A 12,035-nucleotide genomic window follows, 5' to 3' on the forward strand; every position below is an offset into this window, starting at 1 on the left:
AACTCGCAGCGGGACTCAGCCCGCCCGGCGGAACTCCACCTCGCCGAGCTCCGAGGAGAACCCGCCGCCGGACGGCGCCAGCTCGATGATCCACAGCAGGACGTGCTCCACGGGCTGGCTGCCGTCGAGCGGGACGACCGTGGTGCCGCTGTCGAGCGTGGCCTCGGTCATCAGTTCGGTGTCGTCGGGCGAGGCGTCGGCCGACGGGGCCGAGCGCACCTCGATCCGCGTGCCCGCGCTGGCCGAGCTGATGGAGAGCTCGGAGAGCTGCACGGCGGAGGCGAACGACGCCATCACGCCGACGCCGGGCTTGAGCGCCGGGAACTGCTGGCGGTAGGTGACGGTGCCCCACGTGCTGGACGGGTCGCCGTCGATGAGCCGGGTGACGCGGTTGGCGTTGTCGCGGTCGCCCACGTCGTCGACGACCTCGACGGACGCCACCCGCACCGGGCCGGCGGCCGGGGCCTCGCCGTCGGAGGCGGGCGGGGGCTCGGAGCCGCCCGCGTTGGGACCGACGACGATCGTGGGCGCGCCCGGGTCGGAGAACAGCGACGTGACCTGCACCCCGACGTAGCCGAGCACGAGCAGCACGGCCGCGGCGAGTGTGGCCAGCCCGGTGAGCAGGCGCTTGCGGCGGATCGGGTCGACGGGGGTGGCGGGGCGGCCGTGGTCCTGCCAGACGTCGTCGGGGTCGGACGGGGCGCCGTCGTGTGCGGGAGGGAACAGCGCGTTGCGGTCGTCCTCGGCCACGACGTCGGCGAGCAGCCGATGCACGGCCGCCGCGGTGCGCACGTGGCCGGGCGCGTTCTCCGGGCCGAGCGTGCCCCGGGCGACGGCGTCGAGCTCCAGCGGGACGCCGGGACGCACCGACGACGGCGGTTCGAGCGCGCCGCCGGGCGTGCGGTCGGCCGCCGTCAGCCCGGCGCGCGCGGCGTCGGCGCCCGACAGCGGCCAGCGCGCCGTGAGCATGGTGAACAGCACGGCGCCCAGGCCGCGCACGTCGTCGGCGGGGCGCAGGTCGGGACGGGGCAGGGCGAAGCACATGCGGGCGCGGCCGTCGGGGGTGATGCGGACGCGCTGCGGGTGGTCGCAGCCGAGCACGAAGCCGTGCCGGTGGGCCTCCTCGGCGGCGGCCGCCAGCGGCGTCAGCGCGCGGGCGGCGGCCAGCGGGCGCAGCATCCCCTCGGACACGACCTCGGCCAGGCTGCGGCCGTTGACCCACTCCGTGACGGCCGCGCCGAGCACGTCGGCGGGCAGACCGGGCGCACCGGGGGCCAGGACGTCGAGCAGGCGGGCGCAGCCGGGGTGCTCGAAGGACCCCGACCGCAGCGCGCGCACGATCATCTCGCCGGCGCGGGTGGCGCCGGTCGGGTCCTCGTCGCCGCCGATGGCGCCGTGCTCGGGAGCCAGGATGCGGAGCAGGGTGACGGCCACGTCGCGCCGGAGCACGGTGTCCTCGGCGCGCCAGAACTCCGCACCCGCGGCCAGATCGGACCCGACACGGGTGCGCAAGCGGTAACGACCGGCCAGCATGGCGCCGGGACCGGCGTGTCGAGCGACCTCGCGGTCTGCTGGACCGGACTGCACGGGCACCAGTCCGGGCGGTTCCGTGGGCGCGGACGGGCGGCTCGCGAGCTCGCTCACCCCGTACCTCCCCCGGACCATGATCGGCCGTACTGCCCCGAGCGACAGCCTACGTCAGGCGCCGCCTCCACGACGAGGCATCACGCGCGTGGCGAGCCGCGAGATCCGGTTCACGACGGTGTCGACCTCGTGGACCTTCAGCAGGCGCATCGCCGCCAGGATCGCCGGCCCCGCGACGACCAGCGCGACGACCAGCGACGTCCACGCCGTGACCGGTGCGGGCCACCCGTCCGGCAGCGGCAGGACCGTCACGACGCCGAAGGCGACGAGGGTGCCCAGGAGCGACGCGACCGTGACCGACGCCATGGTGCCGAGCACCTCCAGCGTCGGCAGACGGCCCAGCCGGCGGCGCAGCAGAAGCTGACCCAGCACCGCCCCGAACACGAACGACAGGCTGTTGGCCGCCGACAGCCCGAGCACGACCTGCTCCGCCGGCAGGAGCGCCCCGGCCAGCAGCAGCATCGGGATCTTCACCCCGACCGTGAACAGCTGCACCAGCGTCGGCGTCCGGCTGTCGGCCAGGGCGTAGAACACGCGCAGCTGCAGCATCGTGATCGCGTAGGGCAGCAGGCCGAAGGCGGACACGGCCAGCGCGCTGCCGAGGATCTGCGCCCCGGGCACGTTGTCGGCGTCCCAGGCGAACAGGGCGAGCGCGATCGGCGTGCCGAAGACCGTGATCAGGGCCGAGATCGGCAGCAGGAACACCGCGGACAGCCGGCTGCCCAGGGCGAGGTCGGCGACGACGTCCTCGGTGCGGCCCTCGGCGGCGGCGCGGCTCATCCGCGGCATCAGCGCGGTGAGCATCGAGACGCCGAGGATCCCGTAGGGGACCTGCAGCAGCAGCCACGCGTTCGTGTACGTGGCCGGGCCGCCCGCGGAGGCCGCGATCGCCACATTGGTCGTGACGATGAGGCCGGCCTGTCCGATCAGCACGTAGCCGACCACCCACAGCGCGAGCCCACCGGTCTCGGTCAGGCGCCGGTCCCAGCCCCAGGTGGGCCGGAAGCGGAAGCCGAGGCGGCGGATCGCGGGCACGAGCACGACGGCCTGCACCACGATGCCCAGCGTCGTGCCGATGCCCAGGACGAGCAGCTTCGGCTCGCCCATCCGGACCGGGTCGACGCTGATCTCCCCCGGCACCAGCGCGAACACGCCGAGGACCACGAGCACGACGACGTTGTTGAGCACGGGGGCCCAGGCGAACGGCCCGAAGACGCCGCGGCTGTTGAGGATCGCCCCGAGCAGGGCGCCGAGGCCGTAGAAGAAGATCTGCGGCAGCAGGAGGTAGGCGAACGCCGTGGTCAGCGGGGACGCCGCGGCGTCGGCCGCGGAGCTCACGTACACCGATGTGATCAGCGGCGCGGCGGCCATCGCGGCGAGGGTCGCGAGCAGCAGCGCCGTGCCGGCGAGCGTCAGCAGCCGGCGGGTGTAGGTCTCGCCGCCGTCGGGGTCCTCCGTCTGCGCCCGCACCAGCAGCGGGATGAGCACGCTGGACAGGACACCGCCGATGAGCAGCTCGAAGATGATGTTGGGCAGGGTGTTCGCGATCGTGTACGAGCTGTTGACCAGCCCGAGCCCGAGCACCCCGACGAGCACGATCTGGCGCAGGAACCCGGTGACGCGCGAGACGAGGCTCGCGATCGCCATGAGGCTGCTGGACCGGCCCAGCGACGGCTCCGGCTCGGCGTCGGAGATCGGCGCGAAGATCTGCGTGATCTCGTCCGACGTCGGCGGCGGGGCGTAGCGGGGACGGATCGTGGTGGTCGGCGGGTCGGTCGGTGGACCGCCGCCGGGACGCCGCGAGGCGGCCCACGGGGGCGGGACGCCGGGCAGGGCGGGGGTCGGTCCGGGCGGGCGGCCCGGCCCGCGGCCCTGTGCGCCGGGGTCGTGGCCGCGTGGGTCGTGGCCGCGTGGATCGGGGCCGCGGGGATCAGGACCGGGACGGCGGATGCCCGGCGGGCCGGGGCGGCGCGGGTCACCGGGACCGGCGGGCGGGGCGCCGGGGGGTCGCAGAGGTGCGCCGGGGCGCGACGGTCCCTGACCGGGTCCGGGCGGGGCGGATGCGGGGTGGCCGGAGCCGGACCGGCCGGGACCGGGATGCGGCGGTGCGGGCGGGTGCGGGGCGCCGTGCTGCGGACCGGCAGGCCCTGCCTGGGCGGGAGGCCCTGCCTGGGCAGGAGGGCCCGCCTGGCCGGGCGGTCCCTGCTGCGGACGGAAGAGGGGACGGGCGTGCGGGGACCCGGCGGGGGGCGGACCCCCCGGCCGGCCGGCCTGCGGCGGCGGGCCACCCTGCGGCGGCCCACCCTGCGACGGCTGTCCGCCCTGCGACGGCTGTCCGCCCTGCGGGTACGGCCGGCCGAATGGCGGGGGTCCGGAGGTCTGCGGGGGTCCGGGCGGCGGGCCGGCGCGTCGCTCACCACCGGGCGCGGGAGCGGCCGGTGGCGGCCCGGACCGGCCGGACGGCGGCGGGCCGGGGTGCTCGGCGTCGTGCGGGCCCTCGTGCGCCCCGTCGTGCGCGGACGCGCGAGCGTCCCCGGCCGGGGTGCCGGGAGCGGGCGCGTCGGGACCGTCGGCCCGGGGGGCCGCGACGCCGGGGTGCCGGGAGTCGGGGTGCGCTTCCCCGCCCGGGCCGCGGGGCTCTACCGGGACCCCGGAGGACGGACCGGCGGGCGGCCGGGCTGCGTGTGGTCGGGCTGCGGGCGGCCGGGGAGGGGCCGGTCGGCGAGCGGGTGGGTGGGGAGCCGGTCCCGGTCGGTCGCCGGCGGGACCGGGAACCGGCCCGGGACGTCCGGACGCCGGGCCGGCGACCCGGCGGAGGGGTCGGTCGGGACGGACGGCGCGGGTCGGCTCGGGCCAGTGCGCGGGCCAGCCGGGATCGGTCCGTTCGAGGGGCCCGGGACGGTCTCCGGGACCGGCGGCACCGAGCGGGTCCGGCCGTCGGGCGTCATCAGGTCCTCCGGTGCCGCCGGCGTCGGCAGGTCCACCACCCTCGGGCTCTCCGCGGTGTGCGGCAGCGTCTCCGGGGAGCCCGGCCGCGCCGGGCGGTCCGGGCCGCGGGTCGGCTCGCTCCGGATCCGACGCAGGATCCGGCGTCCCGCCAGCACCACGAGCAGCACCCCCGCGGTCCCCGTCAGCCACAGGGTGATGGTGCCGTAGGCGGTCGAGCGGACCTGCAGCCGGCTGGGTGAACCCAGCAGGGTTCCGTCGACCGTGCGCACCGAGGCGTCGACGGTGAACACGCCCGACCGCTGCACCTCCGCGCTGGCCTGGATCTGCCGGCGCCCGAACGGGGGGATCTCCACGACCGGGATCGGCGCCACCTGCAGCCCCGACGTGCTGGACACCTCGACGCGGACCCGCACCGTGACCGGCAGGCCGTTGGCGACGGTCAGCAGCAGCGGAGAAGTGGACGTGCCGAGCGAGAACGGGCTCGGCGGCTCCAGCACGGAGATGGACCCCCGCAGGTCGGTGACGCGCCGGGCCAGCGCGGCGGCCGAGGCCGAGGCGAGCTCCGGGCTGCCGCGCCAGGCCGCCGACGCCGGGCGCACCGCGCCGAGCAGGAGCGGGACGAACACGTCGTCGACGTCGACGCCGAGCTCGTCGTCGACGACGGAGGAGTCGAGGTCGCCGATGTCGTCGAGCACCGGCTCGATCGCGGCGACCGCGCTCGGCGACACCTCGCGGGCGCCGGCGTCGAGCGGGTAGTCCAGGGCGCGCTCGGTGGTGTCGGTGGGGGTGGCGGCGGCGGACCCGAGTGCGCGCGGGGTGAGCAGGGCGTCGTCGACGAGCGCGCCGAGACCCTCCAGCAGGGCCCGCCCGGCAACGCCGTCGGCGTCCCAGCGGTGCGGCGGGGCGATCACCAGGGGGCCGCCGGACGGCGGGTCCTCCGCGGCGCGGAACGCCACGGAGCCGAGCACGTCCTGCCCGGCGAGCGGGCCGGTGGCCGGGGTGGCGGCGGCCGCCCCGCCCCGGCCGGTGGGGACGGCGATGGTCGTCGTGGGCGTGCCGGCGGCCAGCGTGACCAGGGGATCGGTGACGACGGCGGTGGTGGCGGGACCGGGCGAGGCGACCTGGACGGTGCCCGCGGCCTCGGCGCCCGACGGCAGTTCGAGCCCGTCGGCCGACAGGACCAGCGAGCGCACACCGCCCTCGACGAGCGTGGCCAGCCCCGCCTCGTCGACGACGCCCTCGGCCGGCCAGGCGGTGTCCGCCAGCACCGGGGTGCCGAGCAGGTCGGCGACGAGCCCGCGCCCGGCGGTGATCGCGCCGACCGCGGTGCCCGCGAGGTCGCCCCGGGTGAGCGCGACGACGTCGGCGTCGGCGAAGGGCAGCGCGATCACGCACATGCCCCGGGCCGCGGCGGCGAACGCGGCGAGCCAGGCGCCGGCGGCCTCGGCGCCCCGGCCGGGCGTGAGGGCCCCGTCGACGCCGACGACCGTGTAGCCGGTGCTCATCTCCTGCGCGGTCTGGAGCAGGTCGGCGTCGACGACCACGCAGGTGGCGGCCCGCACCGGGGACCCGGCGGGCGCGGCCTCGGCGAGCGCGGCCACCAGCCCGGCGAGCCGGCCGCCGGGGGCGAAGGAGTCGGCGAGCACGTCGTCGGTGAGCAGCACGGGCTCGCCGGGCACGGTCGGGAGCCGGCGCGGGACGTCGACGACGGGGTAGAGCAGCGAGAACGGTGTGGCGGCCGCGGGCGCGTCGACGACGACGGGCGCGTCGGTGCCGTCGTCGGGCAGGCCCAGGACCGGCAGCAGCATCCGCACGGCGGCGAGGCGGGCACGGTCGCCGTCGCCGGGTACGCCGTTGACGTTGACCAGCAGCTCGTAGACGCCGGTCTCCGCCAGCGCGAGCGTGGTCTCCGGCGCGCCGCGCAGCGGCACCGTGATCCGCACCGGCACGCGCTCCCCCACCCCGAGGGCGTCGGGGAGCTCCTGGAACTGCGGCGCGATGGCGTCGGTCGGCGCGCCGCCCTCCAGCGCGTCCCGCACCTCGCCCTCGGTGGTGAGCGGGCGGCCGCGCTGTAGCCGGATCCCGATGTCGGTGACGGTCTCGCTGCCGGTGTTGGTGAGCGTGCCGGTCACCGTGAGCACGGTCGGGCCGCCCGCGGTGACGACGCGGGGCGCCAGGTCGTCGAGGGCCAGGGTCAGGGCGGCCGGCGGTGCCGGCGCAGGCTGACGGGGTGCCGCGATCGCCGCGCCCGTGAGCGGGCCGACGAGCAGCACGACGAGGATCGCGACCAGGGCCGCGACCGGCTTCACGCCGAGTCCTCCAGAAGTTCGGTGGCCCGCCGGATCAGCCGCCGTTCGTCGGCGTAGGCGAGCCGCGACTCGAGCTCGTGCAGCGGCACCCATGCCACCTCGGAGACCTCGACGTCGGAGTCGGACAGCTCGCCGCCCAGGGCGCGCATGAGGAAGTGGTGCACGGTCTTGTGCACGCGCCGGTCCTCGGCGACGAACCAGAAGTCGATCGTGCCCAGGGGTGCGACCACGGAGCCGATGATGCCGGTCTCCTCCTCGACCTCGCGCACCGCCGCCTGCTCGGCGGTCTCGCCCGCCTCGATGTGGCCCTTGGGCAGGGACCAGAGCAGGCGGCCGCGGCGGTCGAGCCGGCCGATCACGGCGGCGGTGCCGGAGGCGTGGTCGACGACGAGCCCGCCGGCCGACGTCTCGTCGACCGTGCGGAGGCGACGTCTTCGGTCCGGTGAGCCACCCGCGCGGCGCCCACCCGAGCGACCGCGGGATGTGGACATGTGGCGATGGTAACGAGCCGGTCGCGACAGCACCGGGGGCGCGCGGGCCGGTAGCCCGACGGGTCTGCGCGCACGAGCACCTAGACTGACCTGTCGTGCCTCCCACCGACCTCCTCCGCGCGCAGCACAATGCGCTCGTGGACCTCGTGCCGATCCCGCCGGTGGCCGACGAGCTCGCCGCGCGGTTCGCCGCGGCGGGGCACCGGCTGTACCTGGTCGGCGGCAGCGTCCGCGACGCCCTGCTCGGCCGCCCCGTCAACGACCTCGACTTCACCACCGACGCCCGGCCCGAGGCCGTTCTCGCCGCGCTGGCCGACTGGGCCGACACCGTGTGGGACACCGGGATCGCCTTCGGCACGGTCGGCGCGCGCCGCCACGGCGACACCGTCGAGATCACGACGTTCCGCGCCGACGTCTACGACGGCGTCACGCGGAACCCGGTCGTCGCGTTCGGCGACACGATCGAGGACGACCTGGTACGGCGCGACTTCTCGGTCAACGCCATGGCCGTCGAGCTGACCGGCACGCGCACGTTCGTCGACCCGCACGGTGGGCTCGCCGCCCTGCACGCCGGCATCCTGGACACACCGGCGACGCCCGAGGAGTCGTTCTCCGACGACCCGCTGCGGATGCTGCGCGCCGCCCGGTTCGTCTCCCAGCTCGGGCTGGCGCCGGCGCCGCGCGTGGTCGAGGCGATGACGGCGATGGCGGGCCAGCTGTCGCGGATCACCGCGGAGCGGGTGCAGGCCGAGCTGTCGAAGCTGCTGCTCGGGGCGCACCCGCGGCGGGCGATCGAGCTGCTCGTCGACACCGAGCTGGCCGAGGTCGTGCTGCCCGAGGTGCCCGCGATGCGGCTGGCCGTGGACGAGCACATGCAGCACAAGGACGTCTACGTCCATTCGCTCGTGGTGCTGGAGCAGGCGATCGACCGGGAGACCGACGGCCCCGACCTGGTACTGCGCCTCGCCGCGCTGCTGCACGACATCGGCAAGCCGGCGACGCGGCGCAAGGAGCCGGACGGGCGCGTGAGCTTCCACCACCACGAGGTCGTCGGCGCGAAGATGACGCGCCGGCGGCTGCGGGAGCTGCGCTACCCGAAGTCGGTCGTCGACGACGTCGCGCAGCTGGTGTTCCTGCACCTGCGCTTCCACGGCTACGGCAACGGCGCGTGGACCGACTCCGCGGTGCGCCGCTACGTCACCGACGCCGGGCCGCTGCTCGAGCGGCTGCACCGGCTGGTCCGCAGCGACTGCACCACCCGCAACCGCCGCCGCGCCGCCGCCCTGCAGCGCAGCTACGACGGGCTGGAGGAGCGGATCGCGGCCCTGCGCGAGCAGGAGGAGCTCGACGCCATCCGTCCCGACCTGGACGGCAACGCGATCATGGAGATCCTCGGGATCCCCGCGGGCCCTCTGGTGGGCAAGGCCTACAAGCACCTGCTGGCGGTGCGGATGGAGCAGGGGCCGCTCGACCGCGCCGAGGCCGAGGCGGAGCTGCGGCGCTGGGCGGCCGAACAGAGGTCGTGAGTGGAAACCGGTGCTCCGGCACTCATATCCGCTCACGGGTGCGGCGCAGCTGCGCGTCGTGCGCCAGCAGCCCGACCACGTAGAGCAGCGCCGCCCCGGCCAGCAGCCACGGCGCCCGGCCGTCGGGCGGGCTCAGCAGCGCCGTGGCGGCCACCGCGAGCACGTAGCCGACGTTGAAGACGATGTCGTAGAGCGCGAACACCCGCCCCAGGACGCCGTCGCCCGCCTCCCCCTGCACGGCGGAGTCGGTGCACAGCTTCACGACCTGCCCCGCCAGCCCGACGACGAACGCCGCCACCATCACGGCGGGCAGGCTCAGCAGCGCGGCCAGCCCGAGCTGCGTCACCGCGGCGACAACCAGCGCGGTCCGCACCGTGCGCGCCCGGCCCCACCGCCGCACGAGCCACGGCGTGACCAGCGCCGCGAGGCCCAGCCCGGCCGCCGCCAGCACCACCGCCTCGCCGAGCCCGGCGAACCCGGAGCGCAGCAGGCCCTGGTCGGTGAAGGCGTAGCGGAACAGCAGCAGCGTCACGAGCGTGGTGACGCCGAACGCCAGGCGGTGCGCGGCGAGCGCGAGGAACGTCGCCGCGACCGACGGCGTCGCCGCGACGGCCCGCGTCCCGTCGGCGAACCCGCGGAGCACGGCGTCGGCGGTGGTGCGGGGGTCGGCGGCGTCGGGACCCAGCTGTCCGCGCCGGAACCGCACGGCGGCGGCCGCGGCCAGCAGCGACCCCACGACGGCGACGGCCACCGTGGCCGCCGACCCGGCGTCGCCCGCCCCGAACAGCGCGCGCAGCCCCACCGCGCTCGCTCCGCCCAGCGCCGAGACGCCGGCCCCGGCCGTGACGGCCAGCGCGTTGGCCTCGACGAGGTGCCGGCGCGGCACGACGTGCGGCAGCGCCGTCGACAGCCCGGCCAGCACGAACCGCGCGACCCCGGCGGCCGACAGCGCGGCCGCGTACAGCCCCGGCCCCGTGATCCCCGACGCCACCACCGCGGCGACGACGAGCACGAGCGCGCCGCGCAGGAGGTTGGCCCACAGCAGCACCTGGCGGCGGTCCCAGCGGTCGAGCAGCGCTCCCGCGAACGGTCCGATCAGCGAGTACGGCAGCAGCAGCACCGCGAGCCCGGCGGCCACGGCCAGCGGGTCGGCCTGGCGCTCGGGGTTGAACAGCAGCGCCCCGCCGAGCGCGGCCTGGAACACGCCGTCGCCCCACTGCGCGGAGAACCGCAGCAGGAGCAGCCGGACGTACCCGGGGGTGCGGACCAGACCCGCGAGCCCGAGCCGGTCGTCGGGGGACGACGGGGTCGGGGTCGTCGGCACGGGGGGAAGGCTACGCACGGGTGCGGGTGCGACGATGGTCCCGTGGTGGACGAGCGCCCTGCTGACCCGCCCGGCGTCGCGCCCGGGATGCTGCTCGTCGCCGCGCCCGGACTGCTCGACCCGAACTTCAGGCGGACCGTCGTCTACGTCATCGAGCACCGCCCGGAGGGCAGCCTCGGGGTGGTGCTGAACCGGCCGAGCGAGGTCACCGTCCAGGACGTCCTGCCCACGTGGGCGCCGCTGTCGTCGATCCCGCAGGCGGTGTTCGTCGGGGGGCCGGTGGAGGCGGAGACCGCGCTCTGCCTGGCCGCGCTGCGCACCGGCCAGACCGTCGACGGGGTGGACGGGCTGGTGCCGGTCCGCGGCCCGGTCGCCCTGGTCGACCTCGACGGCGACCCGTCGTCGCTGGCGCCGCGCCTGCGCGGGCTGCGCGTGTTCGCCGGCTACTCCGGCTGGGACGCCCGCCAGCTCGCCGGGGAGATCGAGCGCGGCGACTGGATCGTCGTGCCCGCGCTGCCCGACGACGTCGTCGCCGGGCACGGCCCGGAGCTGTGGGCGCGGGTGCTGCGCCGCCAGGGCGTGCCGGTCGCGCTGCTCGCGACGTTCCCCGACGACGTCAAGCTCAACTAGGCAGCGGTCGAGAGGGGCGGTCGGCGCGCGCCGCCGCCCGGGCGGGCCCAGGATGGGGACGTGCCCCGCCCCCGCCCCGAACCCGCAGGTCCCGGCCAGGAGTCCGTCTGGGACTACCCCCGTCCGCCGCACGCCGAGCCCGACCACCGCCGTGCGGTGCTGCGTCACGGCGGCGCGGTCGTCGCCGACACCACCGACCTCGTGCGCGTGCTGGAGACCAGTCACCCGCCCACGTTCTACCTGCCGCGCACCGCGTTCGGTGAGTTCCTGGTGCCCGTCGAGCGCACGACGTTCTGCGAGTGGAAGGGCGTGGCCCGCTACGTCGACGTCGTGGTGCCCGGTGCGGAGCCGCTGCGCGAGGTCGGCTGGTGGTACCCCGAGCCCGACCGGCGCTACCCGTCACTGCTGGACCGGGTGGCCGTCTACGCGGCCGCGTTCGACGAGATCACCCTCGACGGTGTGCGGGTGGACCCCCAGCCCGGCGGCTTCTACGGCGGCTGGGTGACGCCGGAGGTGGTGGGCCCGTTCAAGGGCGGTCCGGGCTCGTGGGGCTGGTAGCGGCGGGGCTGGTAGCGGCGGCCGGGCGGCAGCCGGCGACGAGGTCGCAGCCCGCGCACGCGCCGGCGCAGGCCGGGGCGGCCGCGGGGACGGGCACCGCCGCGGCGGCCCGCTGACCGACCATCCCGCCGAACACGGCGAGCACCAGCGCGCCGAGCGCGGTGACGACCAGCACGACGACGGACACGGCCCCCGCCGGGCCCGCGGCCAGCACCGCCCCGCCCACGACGGCGACCGCACCGGCCGCCCCGAGCGGTGCGGCGGCGACCCGGTTGGCCAGGGCGAAGGCCGCGTCGGACGCCAGGGTCTCCGGGGTGCGGACGCCGGCCCAGCGGTTGCGCGGCAGCCGCCCGCGCGCCCCGAGCACCGCCACGGCGAGCAGCGCCAGACCGGCGATCACGAACAGCGCGGCGAGGACCAGGCGGGGCACGAGAGGCACCCGACCAGGGTAGGTCAACCCGGGCGCGGCCCGGCCGGGACCGGGGCTACGCTGGTCACGTGGCCCGTCGCCTTCTCCTCGAGGCCGCGCCGGTCTGACACCGACCCCGGCGCGGCGACCCCTCCTGCCTCACGGCGGAGGGGTTCCTTGCTTTCCGGGCCCACA

9 protein-coding genes are annotated in these 12,035 nt (G+C 76.8%); 3 read left to right on the forward strand and 6 right to left on the reverse strand.

Annotated elements, in window-relative coordinates; translation table 11 throughout:
• Positions 1-15 precede the first annotated feature (15 nt).
• The 4 genes from I4I82_RS14940 to I4I82_RS14955 all read right to left on the reverse strand — a co-directional run bounded on the left by I4I82_RS14940 (position 16) and on the right by I4I82_RS14955 (position 7,393).
• A complete protein-coding gene (locus I4I82_RS14940) occupies positions 16-1,644 on the reverse strand; it encodes a protein kinase family protein (RefSeq protein WP_218595801.1) in 1,629 nt (542 codons plus the stop codon).
• A 54-nt stretch (positions 1,645-1,698) separates the two neighbouring features.
• Positions 1,699-3,291: a murein biosynthesis integral membrane protein MurJ gene (gene murJ / locus I4I82_RS14945; protein WP_218594726.1), complete on the reverse strand. Its 1,593-nt coding sequence runs from the start codon at positions 3,289-3,291 to the stop codon at positions 1,699-1,701.
• A 992-nt stretch (positions 3,292-4,283) separates the two neighbouring features.
• On the reverse strand, positions 4,284-6,902 hold the full coding sequence (locus I4I82_RS14950) for a DUF6049 family protein (RefSeq protein WP_218595802.1): 2,619 nt from the start codon (positions 6,900-6,902) through the stop codon (positions 4,284-4,286).
• Positions 6,899-7,393 (reverse strand): NUDIX hydrolase, encoded by a 495-nt coding sequence (locus I4I82_RS14955; RefSeq protein ID WP_172156216.1) that lies wholly within the window; start codon positions 7,391-7,393, stop codon positions 6,899-6,901. The genes I4I82_RS14950 and I4I82_RS14955 overlap by 4 nt, the downstream gene beginning before the upstream one ends.
• A 95-nt stretch (positions 7,394-7,488) precedes the next feature.
• On the opposite strand from I4I82_RS14955, the gene I4I82_RS14960 reads away from it, so the two are divergent.
• The gene (locus I4I82_RS14960; RefSeq protein WP_218594247.1) at positions 7,489-8,919 is read left to right on the forward strand and encodes a CCA tRNA nucleotidyltransferase; all 1,431 of its coding nucleotides are present in this window, start codon (positions 7,489-7,491) and stop codon (positions 8,917-8,919) included.
• A 22-nt stretch (positions 8,920-8,941) separates the two neighbouring features.
• On the opposite strand, the gene I4I82_RS14965 is transcribed toward I4I82_RS14960, so the two are convergent.
• The gene (locus tag I4I82_RS14965; protein WP_218595803.1) at positions 8,942-10,243 is read right to left on the reverse strand and encodes an MFS transporter; all 1,302 of its coding nucleotides are present in this window, start codon (positions 10,241-10,243) and stop codon (positions 8,942-8,944) included.
• A gap of 87 nt (positions 10,244-10,330) precedes the next feature.
• On the opposite strand from I4I82_RS14965, the gene I4I82_RS14970 reads away from it, so the two are divergent.
• Both I4I82_RS14970 and I4I82_RS14975 read left to right on the forward strand, forming a co-directional pair.
• Positions 10,331-10,873 (forward strand): YqgE/AlgH family protein, encoded by a 543-nt coding sequence (locus tag I4I82_RS14970; RefSeq protein ID WP_218596485.1) that lies wholly within the window; start codon positions 10,331-10,333, stop codon positions 10,871-10,873.
• A gap of 60 nt (positions 10,874-10,933) precedes the next feature.
• Positions 10,934-11,431, forward strand: a complete 498-nt coding sequence (locus I4I82_RS14975) for a DUF427 domain-containing protein (RefSeq protein WP_218595804.1) — start codon at positions 10,934-10,936, stop codon at positions 11,429-11,431.
• Here the strand turns inward: I4I82_RS14975 and I4I82_RS14980 are convergent.
• A complete protein-coding gene (locus I4I82_RS14980; RefSeq protein WP_226370065.1) occupies positions 11,400-11,870 on the reverse strand; it encodes an SdpI family protein in 471 nt (156 codons plus the stop codon). The genes I4I82_RS14975 and I4I82_RS14980 overlap by 32 nt on opposite strands.
• Positions 11,871-12,035: the final 165 nt, after the last annotated feature.

The sequence above is a fragment of the Pseudonocardia oceani genome, assembly GCF_019263585.2.
Taxonomy (GTDB): Bacteria; Actinomycetota; Actinomycetes; order Mycobacteriales; family Pseudonocardiaceae; genus Pseudonocardia; species Pseudonocardia oceani.